The organism is Lentzea waywayandensis, assembly GCF_900115955.1.
GTDB classification, from domain to species: domain Bacteria; phylum Actinomycetota; class Actinomycetes; order Mycobacteriales; family Pseudonocardiaceae; genus Lentzea; species Lentzea waywayandensis.
This window is the reverse complement of record NZ_FOYL01000015.1, coordinates 149,217-172,349: the sequence shown is the minus strand read 5'-3', so window position 1 is coordinate 172,349 and position 23,133 is coordinate 149,217. Positions and strand designations below refer to the sequence as shown.

Annotated in this window: 22 protein-coding genes; 13 read left to right on the top strand and 9 right to left on the bottom strand. The window is 70.2% G+C overall.

Features of this window, described 5'->3' with window-relative positions:
* Positions 1-42: 42 nt before the first annotated feature.
* Complete coding sequence (locus BM417_RS39840) at positions 43-996, bottom strand: asparaginase (RefSeq protein WP_093605240.1); 954 nt, start codon at positions 994-996, stop codon at positions 43-45.
* A gap of 108 nt (positions 997-1,104) precedes the next feature.
* Between BM417_RS39840 and BM417_RS39835 the strand changes: the two genes are divergently transcribed.
* From BM417_RS39835 to BM417_RS39825, 3 genes are read left to right on the top strand one after another with little or no spacing between them, the layout of a single operon-like run.
* Positions 1,105-1,758, top strand: coding sequence for a GntR family transcriptional regulator (locus tag BM417_RS39835; RefSeq protein WP_093605238.1), 654 nt, complete (start codon positions 1,105-1,107; stop codon positions 1,756-1,758).
* Between the two features lie 10 nt (positions 1,759-1,768).
* Entirely contained in the window at positions 1,769-4,024 is a 2,256-nt protein-coding gene (locus tag BM417_RS39830; RefSeq protein ID WP_093605236.1) for an XRE family transcriptional regulator, read from the top strand.
* A gap of 4 nt (positions 4,025-4,028) precedes the next feature.
* Positions 4,029-6,338, top strand: a complete 2,310-nt coding sequence (locus BM417_RS39825; RefSeq protein ID WP_093605234.1) for an ATP-binding protein — start codon at positions 4,029-4,031, stop codon at positions 6,336-6,338.
* Here BM417_RS39825 and BM417_RS39820 read toward each other — a convergent pair.
* Positions 6,330-6,713: an SsgA family sporulation/cell division regulator gene (locus tag BM417_RS39820; RefSeq protein ID WP_093605232.1), complete on the bottom strand. Its 384-nt coding sequence runs from the start codon at positions 6,711-6,713 to the stop codon at positions 6,330-6,332. The genes BM417_RS39825 and BM417_RS39820 overlap by 9 nt on opposite strands.
* 369 nt (positions 6,714-7,082) lie before the next feature.
* Here BM417_RS39820 and BM417_RS49555 point away from each other — a divergent pair, with 369 nt between their 5' ends.
* Positions 7,083-8,888: a helix-turn-helix domain-containing protein gene (locus tag BM417_RS49555; RefSeq protein WP_245822602.1), complete on the top strand. Its 1,806-nt coding sequence runs from the start codon at positions 7,083-7,085 to the stop codon at positions 8,886-8,888.
* Here the strand turns inward: BM417_RS49555 and BM417_RS39810 are convergent.
* From BM417_RS39810 to BM417_RS39795, 4 genes are read right to left on the bottom strand one after another with little or no spacing between them, the layout of a single operon-like run.
* The gene (locus BM417_RS39810) at positions 8,885-9,445 is read right to left on the bottom strand and encodes a helix-turn-helix transcriptional regulator (RefSeq protein WP_093605230.1); all 561 of its coding nucleotides are present in this window, start codon (positions 9,443-9,445) and stop codon (positions 8,885-8,887) included. The genes BM417_RS49555 and BM417_RS39810 overlap by 4 nt on opposite strands.
* A 19-nt stretch (positions 9,446-9,464) precedes the next feature.
* Positions 9,465-10,187: a MaoC/PaaZ C-terminal domain-containing protein gene (locus tag BM417_RS39805; protein WP_093605228.1), complete on the bottom strand. Its 723-nt coding sequence runs from the start codon at positions 10,185-10,187 to the stop codon at positions 9,465-9,467.
* A complete protein-coding gene (locus tag BM417_RS39800; RefSeq protein WP_093605226.1) occupies positions 10,187-11,356 on the bottom strand; it encodes an acyl-CoA dehydrogenase family protein in 1,170 nt (389 codons plus the stop codon). Before BM417_RS39800 ends, BM417_RS39805 begins: the two co-directional genes overlap by 1 nt.
* A 24-nt stretch (positions 11,357-11,380) precedes the next feature.
* Positions 11,381-12,526, bottom strand: coding sequence for an acyl-CoA dehydrogenase family protein (locus BM417_RS39795; RefSeq protein ID WP_093605224.1), 1,146 nt, complete (start codon positions 12,524-12,526; stop codon positions 11,381-11,383).
* 40 nt (positions 12,527-12,566) lie between these two features.
* Between BM417_RS39795 and BM417_RS39790 the strand changes: the two genes are divergently transcribed.
* The 7 genes from BM417_RS39790 (at position 12,567) to BM417_RS39760 (ending at position 17,582) form a co-directional block, all read left to right on the top strand.
* Positions 12,567-13,166 carry a TetR/AcrR family transcriptional regulator gene (locus BM417_RS39790; RefSeq protein WP_093605222.1) on the top strand — a complete coding sequence of 200 codons (600 nt, stop codon included), beginning with the start codon at positions 12,567-12,569 and terminating at the stop codon, positions 13,164-13,166.
* A gap of 9 nt (positions 13,167-13,175) precedes the next feature.
* A complete protein-coding gene (gene ligD, locus BM417_RS39785) occupies positions 13,176-14,177 on the top strand; it encodes a non-homologous end-joining DNA ligase (protein WP_093605220.1) in 1,002 nt (333 codons plus the stop codon).
* 10 nt (positions 14,178-14,187) lie between these two features.
* Entirely contained in the window at positions 14,188-15,003 is an 816-nt protein-coding gene (locus tag BM417_RS39780; protein WP_093605218.1) for an aminoglycoside phosphotransferase family protein, read from the top strand.
* 77 nt (positions 15,004-15,080) lie between these two features.
* Entirely contained in the window at positions 15,081-15,290 is a 210-nt protein-coding gene (locus tag BM417_RS39775; protein WP_093605216.1) for a hypothetical protein, read from the top strand.
* An 89-nt stretch (positions 15,291-15,379) separates the two neighbouring features.
* Entirely contained in the window at positions 15,380-16,291 is a 912-nt protein-coding gene (locus BM417_RS39770; protein WP_093605214.1) for a DUF1996 domain-containing protein, read from the top strand.
* Positions 16,292-16,380: 89 nt separating this feature from the next.
* On the top strand, positions 16,381-17,070 hold the full coding sequence (locus BM417_RS39765; RefSeq protein WP_093605212.1) for a DUF6319 family protein: 690 nt from the start codon (positions 16,381-16,383) through the stop codon (positions 17,068-17,070).
* Between the two features lie 308 nt (positions 17,071-17,378).
* Entirely contained in the window at positions 17,379-17,582 is a 204-nt protein-coding gene (locus BM417_RS39760; protein ID WP_093605210.1) for a hypothetical protein, read from the top strand.
* A 6-nt stretch (positions 17,583-17,588) separates the two neighbouring features.
* Here the strand turns inward: BM417_RS39760 and BM417_RS39755 are convergent, their stop codons facing one another.
* Positions 17,589-19,091, bottom strand: a complete 1,503-nt coding sequence (locus tag BM417_RS39755; RefSeq protein ID WP_245822600.1) for an alpha/beta fold hydrolase — start codon at positions 19,089-19,091, stop codon at positions 17,589-17,591.
* A 170-nt stretch (positions 19,092-19,261) separates the two neighbouring features.
* Between BM417_RS39755 and BM417_RS39750 the strand changes: the two genes are divergently transcribed.
* Entirely contained in the window at positions 19,262-20,131 is an 870-nt protein-coding gene (locus BM417_RS39750; protein WP_093605206.1) for an EamA family transporter, read from the top strand.
* Here BM417_RS39750 and BM417_RS39745 read toward each other — a convergent pair.
* The gene (locus tag BM417_RS39745; RefSeq protein ID WP_093605346.1) at positions 20,128-21,189 is read right to left on the bottom strand and encodes an ATP-dependent DNA ligase; all 1,062 of its coding nucleotides are present in this window, start codon (positions 21,187-21,189) and stop codon (positions 20,128-20,130) included. The two genes, BM417_RS39750 and BM417_RS39745, sit on opposite strands and share 4 nt — an antisense overlap.
* Positions 21,190-21,206: 17 nt before the next feature.
* Entirely contained in the window at positions 21,207-21,860 is a 654-nt protein-coding gene (locus tag BM417_RS39740) for a dihydrofolate reductase family protein (RefSeq protein ID WP_245822598.1), read from the bottom strand.
* Positions 21,861-21,926: 66 nt separating this feature from the next.
* Between BM417_RS39740 and zapE the strand changes: the two genes are divergently transcribed.
* Positions 21,927-22,916, top strand: coding sequence for a cell division protein ZapE (gene zapE, locus BM417_RS39735; RefSeq protein ID WP_093605202.1), 990 nt, complete (start codon positions 21,927-21,929; stop codon positions 22,914-22,916).
* Positions 22,917-23,133: the final 217 nt, after the last annotated feature.

Below are 23,133 nucleotides of genomic sequence, written 5' to 3'. Positions count from 1 at the left end.
ACGGGATTCCCGTGTGCTGGGTGTTCACCGCTGGAGTGACGGTCAACTCGCGAGTGCGAGCGACGGCCTGACGGCGCCGACCGTTCGGCCGTGTCCGAGAACCGGCACGGTGGCGAGGTCCTCGACCTTGCTCACGTCCACGCCGAGCCGCTTGAGCACCGCGACGATGACGACCGCACGGGCGCGCGACGAACCGTCGGCGATCTTCAGCGCCACCCCCTCGCCGGTGGGCAGGCCGACCGCGTAGACGCCCTCGGCGCCGTCCTTGGCGATGAGGCCGGGCAGGGCGTCCATGAGGACGGTGACGTCGCGGCCGGTGCCACCGACCCACTGCGGGTAGGTGTTCATGGCCGTGGCGACGCGGTGTTCGAGGGTGCCGGGGGCCGCGGCGGCGAGACGGCCGAACGCGCGGGCGAGGCCGGTGAGGCTGATGGCGAAGATCGGGGCGCCGCAGCCGTCCACGCCGACCTGGGCGACGGGCTCGCCGGCCACGTCCTCGATGGTCTCGCGGGTCGCGACCTGCAACGGGTGCGTCGGGTCGAGGTAGCTGCCGGTCGGCCAGCCGTTGGCCACGCAGGTGGCGAGCATGGCGGCGTGCTTGCCGGAGCAGTTCATGTACTTCGGGGCGGCGGCGAGGCCCTGCGCGAGGTGATGGGCGCGCGCCTGCTCGCCGAGCGGCAGGTCCGGGGTGCACCGCAGCGCGTCCTCGGTCAGACCCGCCGAGGCCAGGATGCGCAGGGCGCCGTCGACGTGGAAGTCCTCGCCCGAGTGGGAGGCGCAGGCCAGGGCGAGCAGTTCGCCGTCGAGGTCGAGGCCGCTGCGGAGCATCGCGAGGGCCTGGAGCGGCTTGTTCGACGAACGCGGGAACGCCACGTCGCCGGGGCGGCCGATCGACAGCACCGGGGAACCGGACGGATCGGTGGCGACGACGGTGCCGTGGTGCACGGACTCCAGGAAGTCGCCCCGCCAGACCTCAGCCACCACTTCGTGTCCCATGTCGTCCCTCCCGCACTCAGATCCCGAGAAACTGCCAACTGTCGACAGTTGACACGTTCGCTAGTTTAGCGGCAGGACGGCCGGTGCCGTCCAGATCAGGAGACGAAGGTGACACCCCCGACGCCCTTGCACCTCAGTCTGGCCGGGCAGGCCGTGGACGTGCTGCGAGAGCAGGTGCTCACCGGGGAGATCCCGCCGGGCTCGCGGGTCAACGAGGTCGAGGTGGCGCAGAAGCTCGGCATCAGCCGCGGGCCGTTGCGCGAGGCGATCCGGCACCTGGCCTCCGAGGGCCTCCTGACGCTGGTCCCGCACCGAGGCGCGTTCGTGCCGGACGCCAGTCCCGAGGACGTCCGGGCGTTGTTCGAGCTGCGCACCGCGCTGGAGTGCGCGGCGGCGGAGCTCGCGGCGTCGCGCCGGACCGATGTGGATCTCGTGCGGCTGCAGGAGGTCTGCGCGGAGAGCCGGCGCAACTACAAGGCCGGGCAGCCGTTCCCGTACCGGCTGGACCTCGCGTTCCACCGGACGTTGCTCGACGCCGCCCGCAGCCCGTACATCTCCGAGCAGGTCCAGCTCGTGCAGCAGCGCGTGGTGCTGCTGCGCAGTGCGCTGGCGGACGACCCGCCGCACCAGCACGCGTCGATGGACGACCACGACGAACTCGTGCGGGCGATCGCGGACGGCGACGCGGCCAAGGCGTCGGAGGTGATGCGCAGGCACCTCTCTCGGGTGTGTGCGCAGATGCTGACGAGTTTGACCCACTAACTTCAGTTACATGACGTTCGGCGCCCAGCTCGTGCAGCACCGCAAGAACGCCGGGCTCAGTCAGGAAGAGCTCAGCGAACGGTCCGGTGTCAGCGTCCGCGCCATCAGCGACATGGAACGCGGCCACGCCCGTTCCCCGCAGCGCCGCACGACCGAGGCCCTGCTCGACGCGCTGGGCCTCGACGAAGCCGACCGCGCCGAACTGCGCCGCCTCGCCAGGACCGGCCGGGTCGTGCTGAGCAGCCCGGTCTGGTCGCTGCCGATGTACGTCGCGGACCTCGTCGGCCGGGACGCCGAACTCGACGCCATCGCGCAGAAGCCCAACGGGCTCGTGGTCGTCCACGGCGCCGCGGGTACCGGTAAGACCAGCCTCGCCGTGAGGGCCGCCCATCTGCTGGAGGACCGCTTTCCAGACGGTCAGCTGCTCATCGACCTGGAGGGCTCCGCGCAGCCGCTCCAACGGTTGCTCAAAGACCTCGGTGTGCCTGCCGAACACGTGCCCGAGGACGTGAACGGCCAGACGCGGCTCTACCGGTCGTTGCTCGCGGGCAAGCGCCTTCTGCTCGTGCTCGACGGTGCGCGCACGGAGGAGGAGATCCGCACGCTCCGAGCCGATCCGGGCTGCCTCACGATCGTCACGTCCCGGCGCAGGCTCGCCAGACTGGCGGGCGCCACCTGGATCCGGCTCGGCGGGCTCACCGAACCGTGCGCCGTCGAGTTGCTCGCGTCGATCATCGGGGCGCACCGCGTCGAGGCCGACCACGAGACCGCACGGGAGCTCGTCCGGCTGTGCGGAACGTCGCCGCTCGCGCTCCGGATCGCCGGCAACCGGCTCGCCAGCCGTCCGCGCTGGCCCCTCGGCCATCTCGTGGAGCAGATCGAGGAACGCCGCCTGGCCGCGCTCACCGCGGGCGACCTCGACGTGCGCGGCGCGTTCGAGGTGTCGCTGGCGCACCTGCCCGAGACCGCGCGGCTGGTGTTCCGGCGGCTCGGGCTGCTCGTCGGCACCCACGTCACCCCGGCGCTCGCCGCCGAACTGGCGGGCCTGTCCGTCGCCGAGGCCGAACAGGCGCTGGAAGAGCTCACGGACGTCAGCCTGCTCGACACCGACGACCACGGCTACGTGATCCACGGCCTCGTCCGGACGTTCGCCACGGGGTTGGTCGACGCCACCGACGACGACGCCGACCGCAGGATGCTCGCGTGGCTGCTGGAGACCACCGTGGCCGCCGGAGTCCTCTTCGGACAGACGGGCGACGCGCGCCGCGTGAGTCCGCGTGACAGGACTTTCCCCGACGTGGCAACGGGAAGGCGCTGGCTGGACGAGCATCGCGACCTGCTGCCCGAGATCGTCGAACGGGCACAGGCCAGGGATCTGCACGACGACGTGGCCCGCGCGGTGATCGCACTCTCGCACTACGCGTCCATCGAACCGGGCCTCGTCTGGGAACGCGTCTACCGCCTCGCCCTCGCCTCCGCGCGCGAGCCGTGGCAGGAGATCGTCGTGCGCGGCCAGCTCGGCTGGGCGCTGTTCGACGTCGCCGGCCGGTCAGGACCGGCGCTGGAGGTGCTGACCCGCGCGGCCCGCGTCGCCGAGGAGTCGGGGGAGACCGGGCACCTCGGCTGGGTGTGGCTGATCGCGTCGGCCGCGCACAGCGGGCTCGGTCAGTTCGACGAGGCCGAACGCGTGTGCCTCAAAGCGATCGACTCGATGCACGAGCCCATGGACGAGCACTACGCACGGTCCGTGCTCGGCGTGCTGTGGCGATTGATGAACCGCCCCATCGCCGCCGTGACCGCGCACGAAGAAGTAGCGAAGGAACAACGCGCCTACGCCGGCACCATCTACGAACTCTCCGCACTGGGCCGCACGCTCGGATGGCTCGGCCTCGCTCTGATAGATGTCGACAGGCCCGACGATGCCGTCGCGGCACTGACCGAGGCCGAGGACGTCTACCGGCGCGCACGGATGGCGTCCTGGCTTGCCACAACGTTGTGGCACCGCGCGCTCGCCCACCGCGCGGCGGGCCGGCTCGCCGAGTCCGACGAGGACCTCGGCCAGGCGCTCGCGGGGTTCCGCGCGATCGGCGACGGCCTCGGGGAGATCGAGATCCTGCGCGCGCTCGCCGGCAACGCCGAGTCACGGGGCGACCACAGCGCGTACCGGCATCATCTGCGAGACTCGCTCGCGGCGTGCGAACGGTGGGACACCGACGCGACGCGAGAGATCGCCGCCGAGGTGCGGGAGTGCTTGGCCAGGGGGTGAAGGCGTGCGGGCGACCACCTTCAGCGAGTTCCTGCGGTTCTACCGGCGCCGGGCCGCACTCACCCAGGAGAACCTCGCCGCGCGCGCCGGTCTGGGCGTCCGCACGCTGAGCGATCTCGAACGCGGCCGCGTTCACACCCCGCAGGCCCAGACCGTCGACCTGCTCGTGACCGGGCTCGGCCTGGACGGCGCCGAGGCTCAGGAGTTCGTGGCCCTCGCACGGTCGTCGGAAGCCGTGCGACCACGTCCTGAACGCACGGACTGCGCGCCACCTCCGGCCGAACCGCTCATCGGCCGTGAAGCAGAGCAGCAGCAGCTGGCGGAGTGCATCCGTCGTGCGGCCGCGTCGTCCGTGCTGGATGTCGTTGTCGTGCACGGACCTCCGGGCGTGGGGAAGACCTCTCTCGCGGTCGACGCGGCGCACCGGTTCGCCGGCCGGTTCACCGACGGCTGCCTGCACCTCGACCTGCGCGGCATGGACACGTCCCCGCTGTCGGCGGAACGGGCGATCGCGCGGCTGCTGCGGGCGTTCGGCGTGCCCGACGCCAAGATGCCGTCCGATCCCGGCGACGGTCTCCGCCTCTACCGGTCGATGCTGCGCGAACGGACCGTGCTGCTCGTGCTCGACAACGCCGCGAACGAGGCCCAGGTCCGGCCGTTGCTCGCCGCCAGTCCCGGATCGCTCGTGGTCGTGACCAGCCGCAACGTCCTGGCGGGCCTGAACAGTCGCTCTCGTGTCGACCTCGGCCCGTTGCGGCACGACGGCGCCGTCGCGTTGCTCGCCGCGACCGCCGGTGCCGACCGGATCTCCGCCGATCCGGAGTCGGCGGACCGGGTCGCGACGCTGTGCGGTGGCGTTCCGCTGGCTCTTGCGATCGCGGGCCGCACCACGTCGTCGTTGCGGCACGTCGCCGAGCAGCTCTCCGACGAACGCGCACGTCTCGACGTGCTCGCGACCGGTGACGTCCAGGTCCGCACCGCGTTCGAGCTGTCCTACCGGCTGCTCGCACCCGAGACCGCGACGCTGTTCCGCAGGCTCGCGCTGATCCACGGCCCGGACACGTCCGTCGGGCTCGCCGCGGTGGCCGCCGGGATCGACGACGCCGAGACGGTGCTGGAGGAACTCGTCGACGCGAGCCTGCTCCGGCCGGACGTTCCCGGCCGTTACTCGTTCCACGACCTGATCCGCGACTACGCGCGCGAACGCTTGCACAGCGACGAATCCGACGTGGAGACGCACCGCCTGCGCACGCGCGACTGGCTGCTGGCCACCGCGACCCGGTCCGCGTCGGCGTTCGTGCCTGACGACCAGGGCGCGGCGGACCTGGTCAGTGCGGGCCGTTGGCTGTCCGACGAGCTGCCGAACTGGCGTGGCGCGTTCCGGGAGGCCGTCGCCGACGGCGCCCACGAGCAGGTGCTGGCGCTGGCGAAGTCGATGCACTGGTACTCCGACCACCGCGGCACGGGCGAGCTGTGGCTGGAGGTCTACACGGCGGGCGTCGCCGCGGCCGGTGAACTGGGCGAGCGGGAACGGCAGGCCCAGCAGCTCAACTTCGTCTGCTGGGTCTACGTCGCGCGCCACACGCACATCCCGCTGGCCCTGCGGTGGCACGAGGAGGCGTTGCGGGTGGCGGAGGAGTGCGGCTCGGTCCAGGAGACGGCCTGGGCGCACTACTACCGGTCGGCCATCGAGACCCGCCTCGGCGACCACGAGGCCGGGGTGGCGCATGCCAGGCGTGCCGCGGAGCTGTTCCGGGAGACCGGTCAGCCGATGAACGTGGTGCTCGCGTTGTCGTACTCCGGTGTTCTGCTGCAACGGCTCGGCCGCTTCGCCGAGGCGGTCGAGACGCACCGTTCGTGCGTCGAGGAAGAGCGCGCGCTGCGGGGCGACCAGCGCGGCGTGGCCCTGGAGAACGCCGCCCAGCTGGTCCTGCGCCTGGCGGACGCGCTGGTCGCGGCGGGCGATCACGCGGAGGCGCTGCGGGTGGTGGCGCGGGCCGAGGAACTGACCGGGAGGGGAGCGGCGAACCTGCTCTCGATGACCCGGCACACCCGCGGCCGTGCGCTGGCCGCCACCGGACGGCTCGCCGAGGCGCGAGAACAGCTGGCCGGGGCCGTGGAGTCGCTGTCCGACCCGGAGCTCAGGGTGTCGGTGCTGATGGAGCTCGGCGGGCTCTGCGACCGCATGGGCGACCGCGACGCGGCGATCAGGCATCGGGTGCGCGCCCTGGTCGAGTGCGAGGGCTACGAGTCGCCCGGCATGACCAGGCTCCAGCACGACGTGGCGGAAGCGCTCGGGATCCGGTCAGCGTAGGACGGTGCTCAGGAACGCGTCGGCGTCGAACCGCTCGGAGCCCGCCGGCACGAGCCGCCAGGTGGCGTCGAGGAACTTCCGCAGCGTGCCCGCGGGCACGCGGAACACCGTCATGTGCCGATCCGAGACCAGCTCCAGCACGAGCACCCGGCTCGAGTGCGGACGCAACCGCACGTCGCCGTCGCCCGCTCTCCTGCTCATGCCCTCGGCGAGCAGGTCCCTGCCCATGACCCAGATGGCGACCGAGCCGCCGGAGCGGAACTTCATCGTGACCGCGAACGGGTCTTCCGACTGGTACAGCAGCTCGGTCTCGACCGGCGCGGTGGAACCGTTCGGCCGGACGAAGTCGAAGACGGTGCGTGACGCGACCCGCATCGGGACTCCTTGAAGTGTTCGCCATGGGTACCTAAGACATCACGTAATGGGCATCGAATTGGTTCATCGCGTCCTGTTGCCATTACCAATTGATTGGTCGAATGGTTTTCGCGTTCTCCGCCGTCGCGCCGGCCGGGATGCTGTGCGAAGGGGCAGACCTGCGGCACTTCTGCCGGTGCTTCTGCATGGTCCTGCGGGAACGCCCACGATTTGCTGGCTGACATGGTTGCCCCACTTCGCCCCGGCCTCGTCGGCACCGCCGTGCGCCAGGCAGGTGGCCTGCTCATGGGCCGTGAGCGGGAGATCGCCCTGTTGACGGACGCGCTGAGCGGTGGCGCTCGGTCGTGCGTTGTGCATGGTGCAACTGGTATGGGCAAAAGTGCATTGTTGTCCGTTGCGTCTTCAATCGCGGTGCGCAGCGGGTTGCGGCCGGTTCGCGGTTTGCGTGCGTTGAGCGGGGTCGACAGCCACACGGTGCTGGTGGTGGACGACGTCGAGCGGCTCAATGCGGAAGAGGCCGATCGGCTGGCGCGTTTCCGGGGCGCGGTGCTGCTCGCGGGCGACTGCGATCCGGACGATCTGGCGGTTTTCGACGCCGTGCGGGTGCCGTTGCGGCCGATCGGCGCCGAGGCGGTGGCGGAGCTGATCCGGCGGCGGTGCGACGTCGAGGTCTCGCCGGAACTGGCCGCGCTCTGCCTGGAGTACAGCGGCGGCGCGCCGGGGGTGCTGAGCGATGTGTTAGAGGTTGTAACGGACGTTTCAGTCTCTGCGTTGCGCGTCATGTTCCCTGTTTTGCGACTGCCTCGGCTGTTGCGAGCCGTGCGCCGGAGCCGGCAGGTGCTGGACGCCGACGCGGTGGCGGTCGCGCGAACGCTTGCGGTGCTGGGGAGCGCGTCGCTGGACGTGCTGTGCGAGGTCGCCGGCATGGGATCGTTCCGCGCGCTCGCCGCGTTCGAACGGCTCGTCGACGCGCGCCTCGCCGTCGACGGACCGATGCGCGTCCAGACGCCGGCTCTGAGCCACGCGTTCCGGCACGAGATGGCGCCTCAGGAGCGCGAACGCCTGCACGGCCTGGCCGCTGAGGTCCTGCATCGGAGGTGCGATTCACCGGCCACCGTCGCCGACCACGTCGTGGCGTGCGCGGAACCCGTCGGGGCGGGGTGGACGGCGCCGGTGCTGCACGGAGCCGCGCGACTGCATCGGGCGGCGGGACGGCCCGAGCAGGCGGCCAGGTGTCTGCGCGCGGCTCTGCGCGAACCGTTGACCGATCAGATCGCGGCGGAGGTGGCCGTGGCGATGGCGGATCTCCACCTGCGTTGCGGGATCGCGCCGCGGGCCGGCGAGCTCGTCCGTCAGCGCGCCGCCGCCGGGGACTGGTTCGACGCGGTGGTGCTCGACTGGCAGTGCGACGAGGATCTGCTCGGCTCTGCTGGCGACCCAGTCGTTCCGGAAGATCCCGAACGGGTGCTGCGTGATCTTCCGGAGAGCGGGCCGTTCGTGGTCCCGTCGCTCGCACTCGCCGGACTCGGTTTGCTGCGACGGGGTTCCGAACAGGTGGTGCTGGATCTCGCGCCCCAGCTGCGGGTCCGGCTCGTCGGCGCGGAGCGGGACTGGCTGACGGCGCTGGAGATGTGGGCGCACCGAGCCAACGGCGATCACGCCGAAGTCTCCCGGCTGATGCGCGAACTCGCCCAGGCGTCACCGTTGCGCGGTTGTGTGGCGTTGGGCGCGGCGGCGTTCGTGGCGTCCTGTGTGGACGTTGGGCGTCCGTGCGAGGCGCGGGAGATTTTGGTACGGCTCGGTTACACGGGAGCGTTGCCACCGGCCTGGGCATGCGTCTTGCTGCTGCGCGAGCGCGCCCGCATGCATCTCGCTCTCGGTGCCGCTCGGTCCGCGCTGGCCGATGCCGAACGGGCGGGAGCCGCCGAGCTGGCGGACCGGGCGCGGGCGGCGCTGGCGGAACCACGGCACCGGCCGGTGCGCGGGGCGGCGTGGGACAAACTGACACCACACGAGTCCCGAATCGTCCTGCTGGCGTTGGAAGGGGAGACGAATCGGGCGATCGCCGCGCGGTTCGGCGTCACGCAACGGGCAGTCGAGCTGCACCTGACCCGCGTCTACCGCAAGGTCGGGATCAGCAGGCGAGTGCAGCTCTCCGCCGTCTTCCCGGCCTAGAGGAGGCCGGAGCGCAGCGCCCACGCCACCGCGTGCACCCGGTTGCGCAGCCCGAACCGTTCGAGCAGCTGGTGCAGCGCGTACTTCACGGTCCGCTCCGAGCAGAACAGCCGCGCGGCGACCTCCGCGATCGTCGCGCCGTCCGCCAGCAGCTTCAGCAGCTGCAGGTCGCGGTCGTTCAGCACCGGGGAGCGGTCCCGCACGGCCTGGCCGCCGACGAGCAGTTTGATCAAGCGTTCGGCGTTGACATCGGCTCGCCGCAACGGAAGCGCCAGTCCGGCCTGGGCCGCGATCGACGGTGTTAGGTCGTGCACGCGGGCCGCGATCACCACGATCCTGGCGGAACCGCAGGCCCGCAGCCGTGCGGCCTGCTGCGCGCACAGCTCGTTCACCAGGGCCAGCAGCACCTGCGCGTCCGAGCGGTCCTGCACCACCCGCACCCGCGGCGAGTTCTTCAACAGGTGTGTCACGCCGGCCGCGCTGATCAGGTCACGGGACTCCACCGCCACGCGCACAGGTTCGATTCCGGAGTCCACGGTTGCCAGGGCACTACTCATGCCACGATCGTGCGAACTTTCAGCGGCCGTCCACTTCGGAAAACCGAACCGATCCGACGAGAACCTGCTGATCGCCGGCGAACGTGCGGAACTCGCCGGTCGGCCAGCGCTCGATCCGGAGCTCGTCGCCGGGCGTCACGGGCGCGGTGAACCGGGCGTGCAGCTCGGTGAAGTCCAGGCCGCCCACGGTGATCCCGAGCGTGCACAGGCCGTGCAGGATGGGCTTCGCGAACCCGGCCCGCCGCGCGAACTCGGGGTCGTGGTGCATCGGATTCGTGTCGCCGGTCTCGCGGTAGCGCAGCGCCTGGTCTTCCGTGGTCTGGAAGAAGCTGATCTCGTGGCGCTTTCCGGGGACGGTGAACTCTCGCGTCTCACCACGTTCGCCGCCGAAACCGCCTTCGCCCTTGATGAAGCACGACGAGCGCGTGGTCGCGTACTCCGACTCCCACGTGCTGACGACCAGTGCGCCGGATCCCTTGTCGTAGATGTCCGTGACGGTCTTGGTGACGACCGTCGAGCCGTGCTCCGGCAGCTTGCCGTGCAGCCACAACGACTGTTCGGCGTGCAGAACCTGGGTCATGTCGGCGCCGGTCAGCCCGAGCTGCGGGCCGCCGTGTTGCAGCAACGGGATGGCGAACGCGGGGGAGTAGCCGCCGGTCGCCGCCGCGTACACCTCGGCGTCGCCGGCCGACCAGGTGCGGACCTGTCGTTCGACGACGCCGAGGATGTCGTGGTGAAGCACTATCCCAGTGTGCCCCGGATGTTCGCGTGGCCCTTGAGCAGGTTGCGGGCGATCGTGCGGCGCTGGATCTCGTCGGTGCCCTCGTAGATGCGCAGCAGCCGCAGTTCGCGGTACCAGCGCTCGATCGGCAGTTCGCGGGTGTAGCCCATGCCGCCGTGGATCTGGAGCACGCGGTCGACGATCTCGTTGGCCTTGATGCCGCCGTAGAGCTTCGCGATCGACTGCGCCTGCCGCGAGTCCTGCTTCTGGTCGACGAGCCACGCGGCGTGCAGCACGAGCCAGCGCAGCGCCTCGATCTCGACCGCGGAGTCGGCGATCATCCACTGGATGGCCTGGTACTCGGCGATGGGCTGGCCGAACGTGACGCGGTTCTTGGCCTGCTCGATCGACATCTCGACCAGCCGCTCGACGCTGCCGAGCGCGCGGGCGGGCAGCAGGTAGCGGCCCTGGCCGATCCACTGCATCGCGAGGTGGAAGCCCTTGCCCTCCTCGCCGAGGATGTTCTCGTGCGGCACGCGGACGTTGTCGAACACCAGCGCCGCCGGGCCCCACTGGCCCATGGTCGGGATGGGCTCGGACTTCCAGCCCATGTCGCGGTCGACCAGGAAGCACGTGACGCCGCCGTCGGCGCCCTTCTCCTTGTCCGTCACCGCGAACACCATCACGAAGTCGGCCTCGTTGCCCTGCGTGATGAAGGTCTTCTCGCCGTTGATGACCCACTCGTCGCCGTCCCTGACGGCGGTCGTGCGGATGGCCTTGGCGTCACTGCCGGCGCCGGGCTCGGTGATCGCGAAGCACGAGACGCGTTCGCCGGAGATCGTCGGCAGCAGGTAGCGCTGCTTCTGCTCCTCGTTGCCGTGGAACAGGATGTTGTCCGCGTAGCCACCGAAGCGGAACGGCACGAACGACCTGCCGAGCTCGGCTTCGAGGAGCGCGGTCATCACGGCGCCGAGGCCCATGCCGCCGTACTCCTGCGGCGTGAGGACGCCGAAGAACCCGGCCTGCTTGGCCTTGTCCTGCAGCGCCTTCAGCTCCTCCTTCGGCAGACCCGGCTGGCCCGCGCGTTCGCGGCGCAGCACCTCGGGCTCCAGCGGGATGATCTCCTTGCGCACGAAGGTCCGCACCCAGTCGCGGATCTCCTTCTGCTCCTCGTCGAGCGTGAAGTCCATTTCTTCTCCCTTTGAACGAACGCCCTAGACAAAGGCATTGATGCCGGTCAGCGCCCGGCCGATGAGCAGTTTCTGGATCTGGCTGGTGCCCTCGTAGAGGGTGGTGACACGGGTGTCCCGCAGGTACTTGCCCACCGGGTACTCGTCGATGTAGCCGTAACCCCCGAAGACCTGGATGGCGTTGTTGGCGACCCTGACCGCGGCCTCGCTGGCGAAGAGCTTCGCCATGCTCGCCTCGGTGCGAAACGGTTGCCCTCGGTCGGCCAGGTCGGCGACGCGCCACGTCAGGAGCCTGGCGGCGTCGGTCTCCACGGCCATGTCCGCGAGCAGTTCCTGGACGAGCTGGAAGCCCGCGATGGGCTTGCCGAACTGCTCGCGTTCCTTCGCGTACTTCAACGCGGCTTCGACAGCGCCCCTCGCGGCGCCGACACATCCCGCCGCGACGGACATGCGGCCCTTGTCGAGCGAGCCCATCGCGAGTTTGAAGCCCTCGTCGCTGAGCAGGGCGTCCTCCGGCACCTCGACGTCGTCGAGGGTGATCTCGGCGGTGGCCTGGCCGCGCATGCCGAGCTTGCCCTTGATCTCGGTGGCTTCGAAGCCTTCGGTGTCCGTGGGCACGAGGAACGCCGAGATGCCCTTCGGGCCTGGTCCACCGGTGCGGGCGAACACGAGCGCGACGTCGGCCCACGTGCCGTTGGTGATGAAGACCTTGCGGCCGCTGATCCGGTAGCCGTTGCCCGTCTTCGTGGCCTTGGTCGTCAGGTTGCCCGCGTCGCTGCCGGTGCCGGGTTCGGTGAGGGCGAAGCAACCCAGCTGCGTACCCGCGGTGAGGCCTGGCAACCAGCGTTGTTTCTGCTCTTCGGTGCCGTGTTTCGCGATCGACTTCGCGACCAGTCCGAGCGAGACGGAGATGATGCCCCTGACCGCGCTGTCGCCGCGCGCGATCTCTTCGAGCACCAGGCAATAGGCGAGGTTGTCGCCGCCACTTCCGCCGTAGCGCTCGTCGATCCCCAGCCCGAGGAACCCGACCTCGCCCAGCGCGGGGACCAGGTCCCTGTCGATCGCCTCGTCCCGGTCCCAGCGCATGGCGTGCGGGACGATGCGTTCGTCGGTGAACCGCCGGGCCAGCTCCCTGAGCTGCCGGTGTTCGTCCGAAAGCGTTAGATCCACGGGCCCTCCCGACTAACCGAACAGTGTTAGGTTAACCCACATGCCCCGGCCGAGCACCCCTCTGCTGAGCCCAGACCGCATCAGGTCGGTGGCTCTGGCCATCATCGACCGCGACGGCCTCGACGGCCTGTCCATGCGCAAGCTCGCCGCCGAGCTGGGCGTGCAGGCCGCGTCGCTCTATGGCCACGTCCGCACGAAGGACCAGCTGCTGAACGACATCGCGTCGTCGATCCTGTCGACGGTCGACGTCTCCGGTTTCGAGGTCGACTGGCGCGAGGGCCTGATCCGATGCGCGCGCTCGTACCGTGCGGCTTTGTCGTCGCACCCGAACATCGTGCCGTTCTTGGCGTACGGCCCGGCGGGCCGCGAGGAGTCGCTCCAACGCCTCGACCTGCTGCACGGCGCCCTGGTCGACGCCGGCTGGTCCCGCCGCGAGGCCACGATGATCGCCGCGGGCCTGATGTACATCGTGTTCGGCTCCGCGCTGAGCTCGTTCTCCAGCGGCTTCTCCGCCGACCCCGCCGACTACACCGACCGCTACCCCCACCTCGACCGCGCCCACCTGCTGCCGGGCGTGGCGCGGGAACTGGACCGCGACAGCTTCGAGCTGGCGCTCGCGGCGTTCGTGCGCGGCCTTTAGTGTTCTGGCGTGGCTTCCAAGGCGATCGAGCTCGAGGTCGGTGACCAGCTGGTGCGGGTGTCCAACCCGGACAAGCCGTACTTCCCCGCGCGGGGCATCACCAAGCGGCAGGTGGTCGAGTACTACCGCACCGTCGCGCCCGTGCTGCTCTCGGTGCTGCGCGACCGCCCGGTGGTCCTGAAGCGCTACGTGGACGGCGTCGAAGGCGAGGCGTTCTACCAGAAGCGCGTGCCCAAGGGCGCACCTTCGTACGTGGAGACCGTGCAGGTGAAGTTCCCGTCCGGCCGCCCGGCCGACGAGATCTGCCCGACCTCGGAAGCCGTGATCGTCTGGGCCGCGAACCTCGGCACGTTCGACTTCCACCCGTGGCCGGTCCGCCGTTCCGACGTCGACCACCCGGACGAACTGCGCATCGACCTGGACCCGCAACCGGGCACCGACTTCTCCGACGCCGCCCGCGTCGCCCTGGTGCTGCGCGAGGTGCTCGCCGACGCCGGCCTGACCGGCTACCCGAAGACCTCCGGCGGCCGCGGCATCCACGTGGCCGTGCGGATCCGGCCGGAGTGGGACTTCATCGACGTCCGGCACGCCGTGATCGCCCTGGCGCGCGAGGTGGAGAAGCGTGCCCCAACGCTGGCGACTTCGGCCTGGTGGAAGGAAGAACGCGGCGAGCGCGTCTTCATCGACTTCAACCAGGCCGCCCGGGACCGCACGATCGCCTCGGCCTGGTCGGTGCGCGGCACTTCTCGCGCGACCGTTTCCACGCCCGTGCTGTGGGACGAACTGTCCACTGTGGACCCCGACGACTTCGACGTGCTGACCGTGCCGAAGTACCTGGAGGAGCGGGGCGATCCGCACGCTTCGCTGGACTCCGAGGCGTTCGGGATCGAGACGCTGCTGGAGTGGTACGCGGCTGATCCGCGCGGTGAGATGCCGTATCCGCCGGACTACCCGAAGATGCCGGGCGAGCCGATGCGCGTGCAGCCCTCCCGCGCCCGCAAGCAGGAGTGACGATCTCGGTATGGATCCTTCCGGTCAGGACGCCGAGTCGTATCGCGACCGCCTCGGCCTGCGCGGCGACGTGGTGCGGTTCGAGGAGGGCTCGCTGCCCGTCTTCGCCATCGGCGACGAGCTGGTGCTGAAGCTGTTCCCGCCGGAGTACCACGGCGAGGTGCCGGCCGAGGTCGCGGTGATGGAGGCGTTGCACGGCAAGCTGCCCGTGCCGACGCCGCGACTGCACGCCACGGGGTTGCTCGACAACTGGGCGTACGTGTTGATGTCGCGGCTGCACGGCGACGAACCCGAAGTACCGGACGTCGAAGTCAGCACGCAGGTCGGGGAGATGCTCAAGGCGTTGCACGCCATCGAGCTGCCCGCAGCGCTGGGACCGGCGGACTGGGCGGCGTTCGTGGCCGGCCAGCGCAAGGGTTGTGTTGAGCAGCAACGGAAGCATGGGCTCAGTGAGCGTTGGCTGGAGCGGATCCCGGCGTTTCTCGACGGGGTCGATCTCGGCTCCGATGCCGCAGTGTTGCTGCACACCGAGGTGATGAGCGCGCACCTGTTGCGGCGGAACGGGAAGCTGTCCGGGCTGTTCGACTTCGAGCCGGCGATGCGCGGCGCGTTCGAGTACGAGTTCGCCAGCGTTGGCATCTTCGTGACAAGGGGCGACCGCGAGTGTTGGAAGGCGTTGGTGGACGCGTACGGGCGTGTGCCGGAGCCTCGGCGCGTGATGGCTTACGCGCTGTTGCACGTCTACTCCAACATGCCCTGGTACCTGCGTGAGATGCCTGAGGGCGATTCGTTCGACGAACTCGCTGCGCGGTGGTTCGGGGCGTGAGTGCGCCAACCGGCTGTATCGGGAACGGATCTAGTCCGCGACCTCGTAGAATGGTCTGAACGCGAGAGGAGGTCGTGATGTCCCAGCCTTATGTCGTGCGGTACGTCGGCGGTCCCCTCGACGGCAGGGTCGACTCGCTGCCGTCCACGCCCGAGGACCCGAAGCAGACCGTGACGTACGTGCACCTGCACGGCGGGCCCAAGATCGTGCACGTCTACGACCTCGAGTACGCGGTCGAGTACGGGTGCGAGTACCGGCTGCGTGCCGGTGAAGGCGACGAAGCCTGAGCAAGCCTCACGTGGACACGTGGAGGCAACTGGGTTTACCGTCTTGTCATGAGAGCGCTCTCACACACTGTGGTGCGAGAGGAGATTCCATGCACGTGCGGATTCGAGGAGCGATCGGCGTCGCGGCGGTGGCGATGGCGGTCGTGGCGGCGGGCTTCGTGGTGGGACAACCGGTCTCCCACGCGGGGCACGGCTACCTGTACAGCGCCGAACAGGCGCGGGCGATGGTGGAGCAGCAGGCGGTCGCGGGGTCCGAGTTCCGGGTGACCTGTGCGTCGAGCCATCGTCGTCAAGATGACCCGATCGTGTTCCAGAACCAGTCCGGTGTCTCACACATGCACGAGTTCTTCGGCAACCGGACGACGGACGCGTTCTCGACGCTGACGTCGTTGCGTGCGGGGACGACGAACTGCAACCCGATCTCGGACAAGTCGGCGTATTGGGTGCCGACGCTCTACAAGAACGGTCAGCCGGTCGCGCCGGAGAGCGTGACCATCTACTACCAGGGCATTCACGACCACACGCGGGCAGTCGCGCCTCCGCAGGGGCTGCGGTACGTGGTGGGCAACGCGAAGGCCGCCTCGCCCGCCGAGAACCCGGCGGCGCGGTGGTCCTGCACCACGCAGTCGCCGTCGAACCGCGACTTCCTGAACTGCCCGCCCGGCACGAAGGTGGAGACCTACCTGGACTTCCCGACGTGCTGGAACGGCCGCGACCTCGACTCGGCGAACCATCGCGACCACATGGCGTTCGCGGTCGGGCTGGTCTGCCCGTCGTCGCACCCGGTGGTGGTGCCGCGGCTGGAGTTCCTGCTCACCTATCCGGTGAACGGCGCCGGGTTGTCGTTGGGAGGCACGCTCAACGGTGCGAACGTCACGAGCGCACCGGGTTACACGTTCCACGGCGACTTCATGAACGCGTGGGATCCCGTTGAGCTGCAACGGCGCGTCTCCAACTGCATCAACGCCGGTTACATCTGCGGAGTCGGCGGAAACCCGTAACGATCTTGCTGCCGACCCGTTCTCAGAAATGTCAGGGCTGTAGGGCATGCTTTGGGCACAGGTGTTCGAACGGTTGGGGAGGCAGCGCGATGGCGAAGAAGAGCGGGCTGTCGGCGGAGGACGTCGACAGCCTGCGCTCGCAGTTGAACGAAGGCACCACACCGATGGTGTGGTTCACGGCGGCCGCGGTGGGCATGGAGGAGGGCAGGTCGGCCAAGCTGCTGGCCGTCACCGATCCTCCCGAAGGCGACTTCATCCAGGTCCGGCCCACGGGTTCGAAGGACGAGATGTCGTTCTCCCCGGCCGAGCTGACCCTGGAGAAGCCCCCGCCGCGCAAGAAGCCGGCGACCCCGCCTCCTGCGCCTCCGGAGCCGCCGCGCCAGACTGAGATCATTCATCCCTACGTCCCGGAGGCGCCGGTGAAACCCGCGGCCCCCAAGCCGAAACCCGCACCCGCTCCCGTCGAGCAGGCGCCCGCGAAGCCTGCCGCGCGCAAGCCGTCCGCGAAGAACGCCGTCCCCGAGGTCACCGTCACGCTGGTGTCGGTGGGCGAGGGCGAGTGGACCGTGGAGGTGCTGCAGGGCACCCGCAAGACGGTCCGGCCGACGCCGGTGCCGCCCGGCTCCGTGGCCCAGGCCGCCAAGCTGCTCACCCCCGAGGTCGCCGAGATCGTCGAGGGCGTCCTGAACGCGGCGCGTGCCCAGCAGCTCGCCCGCGTGGAGCAACTGCGCGCCGAACTGGAGGCAGCCCAGAAGGCCCTGGACGACCTGGGCGCATAGCGCCATCACGGGCTGCGACTCCCCGGTGGTTGTCCCCACGCGTTCGGGTGAGGGGGGTTCCCAGGGCTTGTACCGGGGCGGACCGTGGGATGCGCGGAGGTCCCGCGCAGGTCCGGCTTGGAGGACGGGGAGGCCCTGATGGGTACGTGTGGGTGCTGTTCCGGGTGCACGGGTCCCGGCTGCGGCTGCTGTTCGAGCTGCTGACACAAGATTCGGGCGGGGAGCCTTCATCGCGTCGTGGTCACGCGAAAGGCTCCCCGCGCCATGTCCGGAGTAACTGCCGGCAGGCTTCCGGCGACGTGGACCGCATGGCTCAGAAGATCGTTCACTGGAACAGCCACGACTTCAGGGGAACGCCCGAAGCTCCGGGTGTCATCGACCTCGATCCAGCGTCACTCGCGAGAACCCACCCGGCCATCGCGCGGGCGATCGGGCGAGGCAGGGTGACATCTCACGCCATCCAGTACTGGGGCCCCGGAGTGCTCATCACGCTCGTCGTGGACGACGACTGAACCCGATCAGGGCGGGCAGACGGTGCCGTTCGACGGCACCTTCGCATCGATCAGGTAGTCCCGGACGGCCGTGGTCGCGCACCCCGACAGGGTCAGAGCGCCATGTCCGCTGCCCTGCCACCCGATCAACGACGACCCCGGCAACCGCTGCGCCGCGTGCTCGGTACCCGGCGCGGGCGTGGAGAGGTCGTTGGCCGTGCTCAGGACCACGATCGGCGGCGCGCTCTTCAGGGCGTCGACCTTCTCGGCCTTGGGCGGCGGGAACGGGTTGCAGTGCAGCAGCTGGCGGGCGTACAGGGCACCGAACATCGCGTGCTTCGACTGCCAGTCGGCCGTGAGGGCCTTCACGCGGTCCGGCGGGATGCGGGTGGCCGTGTCGTTGCAGCCGATGATCAGGCCCGCGTCGAAGCGCGGCGGGTTCTCGTCCAGGTCGTTCACCAGCGGGTCGATCAGGGCGAACAGGCCCGTGTTGTCACCGGCGCGGGCCTTCACCAGCGCGTCGGTCAGCGCGGGCCAGCGGGAGCGGTTCGCGAGGCCCGCCACGATCGCGTTCAGCGCCGAGCCGGGGGTCAGGTCGACGTACTCGCCGCGCACGCGTCCGGAACGCAACTGGGTCAGGAGCGCCTGCACGTCCTCGCGCGGGTTCGCGAGAGCGCAGCCGCGGGTCTTGCAGTCGCGGGCGAACGCGTCGAACGTCGCCTCGGCCGCGACGGCACGGGACTCGAGGACGCCCACCTGGTCGAGTGTCGGGTCCGGGGCTCCGTCGAGGACGGTGCGGCCGATGCGGTTCGGGTAGCGCTGGGCGTAGGTCGTGATGACGCGGGAGCCCTCGCCGAGGCCGATGGCGTTGAGGCGGTCGACGCCCAGGTAGTCGCGGAGGCGTTCCAGGTCGGCGGCCGCGCGCCACGAGTCGAACGCGGTCAGCCTGCCCTCCAGGTCCAGGACGCACTCCTGCGAGGCCTCGCCCGCGGCGACCACGAGGTTCGACTGCTCGGCCTCGGCCGGGTCGTATTCGACGAGCTGGGCGCGCGTCGCCTGCGGTACGCACGACATGCCGTCCGAACGGCCCGTGCCCCGCCGGTCCACGCCGATGATCGTGTACGTGCTGAGGATGTCCTTGGGCAACGCCGCCGCGAGCCGCGCGGCCTTCAGCGTGCCGGGCTCGCCGCCGGGGTCGTTGACCACGACCAGCGCGCTCTTGCCCGTGCCGACACGCGTCAGTGCGATGCCGAGCGTGCCGCGGCCGGGACGTCCCGGCGGGTCGAGCACGACGGTCATGCGTGCGCACTCGTACGTCTGCTCGCCTTGGGGAGCGTCCGCGCCGAAGCGGTCCTTCATCTGCTCGTTGCACGGCGCCCACGGCAGCGAGTCCTTCTTGTACTCGCCCAGCGGGGGCACAGGCTGCGGCCCAGCGAGCGCGCTCTGGTCGACGGGCTGGTTCTCCTCGCCCTTGACCGCGATCACCGGCCGGTTCGAGGGACCCGCGCTGCACGCCGTCAGCACGCTCACTGCCAGTAGGGCCAAGGCAGCGCGACGCACAGATTTCCTCACTCTCGTTCACACTCCGGAAGCTGAGCGTCGCACGGGCAAGGTAAATGCAAGGTGAGTCAGGGCGCGTCCTGACTCACCTTCGAGGCAAGTCCCGTTCGTGGACGCACGCTGTGAGTCAGGATGGGGACATGGATCACGCCGACCGGCTCCCCGTCGCTCGCCTCGCAGGCGGCATCCCGCCCACGGCGCTCGTGCTGGCGGGCATCGTGAGCGTGCAGGTCGGCGCGGCGTTCGCGAAGCAGCTGTTCACGGTCGCGGGCGCGGCGGGCACGGTGACGTTGCGCCTGCTCATGGCCGCACTGGTGCTGGTCGTGATCTGGCGTCCGTCCCTGCGGCTCGACCGCAGGACGCTCGTCACGGTCGCCACCTACGGCGCGGTGCTCGCCGCGATGAACCTCTGCTTCTACGCGGCGCTGGCCCGCATCCCGCTCGGCGCGGCCGTCACGATCGAGTTCCTCGGGCCGCTCGCGGTGGCCGTCGCGGGCTCGCGGCGCTGGCTCGACGGCGTGTGGGTGTTGCTGGCGGGCACGGGCGTCGTGCTGCTCACGCGCGTGCAGGGCGGTCTGTTGTGGACGGGCGTGCTGTTCGCGCTGGCCGCGGGTGCGTGCTGGGCGGCGTACATCCTGGTGACGGCCAAGCTCGGCAGCCAGACGACCGACGGCAAGGGCCTCGCGCTCGCGATGGTGGTCGGTTCGGCGATCGCGCTGCCGTTCGGCATCGGCTCGGCCGGCACCGCGATGCTCGACCCGGTGGTGCTCGCGGCGGGGTTCGCGGTCGCGCTGATGTCGTCGGTCATCCCGTACTCGCTGGAGCTGGAGGCGTTGCGCCGCATGCCGCCGCGCGTGTTCGGGATCCTGATGTCGATGGAACCGGCGGTGGCCGCGGTCGCGGGCCTGGTGCTGCTCGGGGAACACCTCGCGCCGGCGCAGTGGGTCGCCGTCTGCTGCGTCGTGATCGCGTCGGTCGGGGCGACGAGATCGGCCAAGCCCGACGTCTAACGGGCCCGAAGCTCGCCTTTCAGCACCGACGCCACGTCGTAGCGGGCCGGGATCTCCAGCTGGTCGTAGCGGCACGACAGCGGTTCGCGGTCCGGGCGCCACCGCGCGAACTGGCCGTTGTGCCGCAGCCGCACGGGCTGCTCGCCCTCGGTCTGGGTGTAGTGGATCTCCAGCACCCGCTCGGGCCGCAACGCCACGTACTCGGCCTGCTTGCCGCGCCACCGGTTGATCTCGCCGGGAATCCGCTGGCCCGGAACGGGATTCGCCCACGGGTGGTCACCCGAGGTGATCAACGGCGCCAGCTCGACGGCCAGCTCACGGCGTTCGGCCGCCTTGAACGAACCGCAGACGCCGATGTGGTGCAGCAGGTCGTTCGAGTCGTAGACGCCGAGCAGCAACGAGCCGACCGCCGTGCCGGGCTCGGTGTCCTTGTGCCAGCGCAGGCCCGCGAGCACGACGTCGGCGGTGCGCGCGTGCTTCACCTTGATCATCGAACGCTTGCCCGGCGTGTACGGGCCGTCCGACGGCTTGCCCATCACGCCGTCCAGCCCCGCGCCCTCGAACAGCGTGAACCACTGCCGGGCCGTCTCTACGGACGTGGTCGCGGGCGTCACGTTCAGCCCCGGCAGCTTCAGCAACGCCTCGCGCCGCGCGATCGTCGGCGACTCCAGCAGCACCTCGGACCCCAGCGCCAGCAGGTCGAACGCGACGAACGTGGCCGGCGTCGCCTCCGACAGCATCGCCACCCGCGAGGCCGCCGGGTGGATGCGCTCGGACAACGCGTCGAAGTCCAGCTCGTCGTTCTTCGCCACCACCAGTTCGCCGTCGACGACCACCTTGTCGGGCAGCACGTCGAGCATCGAGGCGACGACCTCGGGGAAGTAGCGGTTGAGCGGCTTTCCGCTGCGCGACTGCAACAGCACCTCGTCGCCGGAGCGGAACACCACGCAGCGGAACCCGTCCCACTTCGGTTCGAAGAACAGGTTCGCGTCGTCCGGGATCCCGTCCACGGCGGTGGCGAGCATCGGCTGCAGAGGTGGCGTCAGCGGTAGGTCCACGCGCACATCCTGCCTCTTCAGCTGGAATCTCGCCGCTGATACCGCAGCAACAGGACGTCGTCCGCGCGCAGCACCGACGCCAGCGCGAGATCCACGGGCGGGATCACCGAACCGTGCGCGATCCGCGACGAGTCACCCACCGCGAGCACCGGCGCCACCGTGAGGTTCAGCGCGTCCACCAGCCCCTCGGCCACCATCGACCCGAACAGCCGCGGCCCGCCTTCGAGGTTGATCCGGTGCAGCCTCCGCGCCGCGAGCTCGGCGACCGCGACCTTCAGGTCGACCTCGGTGTCCCCGGCGATGATCACCTCGGCGGGCAACGCCGGCATCCGCGCGGCCTCGCAGGTGATCACGATCGGCGGCACGGCCGTGTCGGTGAACAGCGGCAGGTCCGGGGTGAGCGAGCCGCGCGTCGTCACCACGGCGATCGGCAACGGCCTGGCGCGCTTCGCACCCCGGTACCCCTCGATCAGCACGGTCGCCGCACCCACCATCACGACGTCGGCGAGCTCGCGCCCGAGCAGGTAGATCTTCCGGTCCGCGGGCGACCCGAGCCCCGCGGAGCGCCCGTCGACCGACACCGCACCGTCCACGCTGGACACGAAGTTCGCGGTGACCCACGTCCGATCGGCCGGATAGGCGTACAACGACTCGAGGGCTGTGTCGGTCATCTCAACGCCCGGTGAGGGCCACAACATCTCCACCGGGCCATCCCATCACGCCGATAAGCTGCGGGCATGCGCTTGTCCGACCGGGATCCCCGGATCAGTCCCGACGAACTGATCGAGAACCTGGTGCCGCCACCGAGGTTCAACTCGGTCAGCTTCGACACGTACATCCCCAACCCGGACGAGCCCTCGCAGGCCGCCGCGGTCGAGGCCGGCCGCGTGTTCGCCGCGCGGGTCAGCGTCCGCCGCAAGAAGTGGTCGCTGTTCGGTTCCCGCGAGGACGAGGCGGGCAAGCTCGGCCTCTACCTCGACGGCGGCTTCGGCGTCGGCAAGACCCACCTGCTCGCCTCGCTCTGGCACGCCGTGCCGGGCCCGAAGGCGTACGGCACGTTCGTCGAGCTGACCAACATGGTCGGCGTCCTGACCTTCCCCGAGGCGGTCAGGCGCCTGAGCGGCCACAAGCTGCTCGCGATCGACGAGTTCGAGCTCGACGACCCCGGCGACACCATGCTGGTCACGCGCCTGATCAAGGAACTGATCGCGGCCGGCGTGCACGTCGCCGCCACCTCGAACACCCTGCCGGACAAGCTCGGCGAGGGCCGCTTCGCCGCCGCGGACTTCCTGCGCGAGATCCAGTCGATGTCCTCGAAGTTCGACGTCGTCCGCGTCGACGGCCCGGACTACCGCCACCGCGGCCTGCCCGACGCCCCGCCGCCGATGGCGGCCTCCGAACTGGAGGCCAAGGCCGCGGCCAGGCAGGGCTCGACCATCGACGACTTCGACGACCTGTGCAAGGCGCTCGCCCGCATCCACCCGTCGAAGTACGGCAGGCTTCTCGACGGCGTCTCCGCCGTGCACCTCAGGGACGTCAAGCCGGCGCCCGACCAGAACGTCGGGCTGCGGCTCGTGGCGTTCGGCGACAGGCTCTACGACCGCGACATCCCGGTCGCGGTGTCGGGGCAGCCGCTGTCGGAGCTGTTCACCGACGAGATGCTGCGCGGCGGCTACCGCAAGAAGTACCTGCGGGCGGTCAGCCGGTTGGTCGCGCTGAGCCGCTGATCAGGCCATGTCGCGGCCCGCGCGGGCGTAGAGGCGGTGCGGTTCGGCGTCGATCCGCGCCGAGTCGGCCTCGCTGAGCACGACCGGAGGATCGGTGTGCGGCCACGACCTCATACCCGCTCGGCGAGCCGGCCCACAGGTTGTCGCTGACGAACGACTCGGACGGCCGCACCAGGCCGTGAGTTCCCGCCGAGGCGTTGAAGTCGGCGTCCACCGC

Bases quoted from the DNA above. Each gene is read 5' to 3' on its own strand.
- BM417_RS39740 (WP_245822598.1), bottom strand. From the start codon at position 21,860: ATGACCGACACAGCCCTCGAGTCGTTGTACGCCTATCCGGCCGATCGG.
- BM417_RS39775 (WP_093605216.1), top strand. From the start codon at position 15,081: ATGTCCCAGCCTTATGTCGTGCGGTACGTCGGCGGTCCCCTCGACGGC.
- BM417_RS39765 (WP_093605212.1), top strand. From the start codon at position 16,381: ATGGCGAAGAAGAGCGGGCTGTCGGCGGAGGACGTCGACAGCCTGCGC.
- BM417_RS39760 (WP_093605210.1), top strand. From the start codon at position 17,379: ATGGCTCAGAAGATCGTTCACTGGAACAGCCACGACTTCAGGGGAACG.
- BM417_RS39780 (WP_093605218.1), top strand. From the start codon at position 14,188: ATGGATCCTTCCGGTCAGGACGCCGAGTCGTATCGCGACCGCCTCGGC.
- BM417_RS39810 (WP_093605230.1), bottom strand. From the start codon at position 9,445: ATGAGTAGTGCCCTGGCAACCGTGGACTCCGGAATCGAACCTGTGCGC.
- BM417_RS39770 (WP_093605214.1), top strand. From the start codon at position 15,380: ATGCACGTGCGGATTCGAGGAGCGATCGGCGTCGCGGCGGTGGCGATG.
- BM417_RS39830 (WP_093605236.1), top strand. From the start codon at position 1,769: ATGACGTTCGGCGCCCAGCTCGTGCAGCACCGCAAGAACGCCGGGCTC.
- BM417_RS39750 (WP_093605206.1), top strand. From the start codon at position 19,262: ATGGATCACGCCGACCGGCTCCCCGTCGCTCGCCTCGCAGGCGGCATC.
- BM417_RS39820 (WP_093605232.1), bottom strand. From the start codon at position 6,713: ATGCGGGTCGCGTCACGCACCGTCTTCGACTTCGTCCGGCCGAACGGT.
- zapE (WP_093605202.1), top strand. From the start codon at position 21,927: ATGCGCTTGTCCGACCGGGATCCCCGGATCAGTCCCGACGAACTGATC.
- BM417_RS49555 (WP_245822602.1), top strand. From the start codon at position 7,083: ATGGGCAAAAGTGCATTGTTGTCCGTTGCGTCTTCAATCGCGGTGCGC.
- BM417_RS39790 (WP_093605222.1), top strand. From the start codon at position 12,567: ATGCCCCGGCCGAGCACCCCTCTGCTGAGCCCAGACCGCATCAGGTCG.
- BM417_RS39840 (WP_093605240.1), bottom strand. From the start codon at position 996: ATGGGACACGAAGTGGTGGCTGAGGTCTGGCGGGGCGACTTCCTGGAG.
- BM417_RS39800 (WP_093605226.1), bottom strand. From the start codon at position 11,356: ATGGACTTCACGCTCGACGAGGAGCAGAAGGAGATCCGCGACTGGGTG.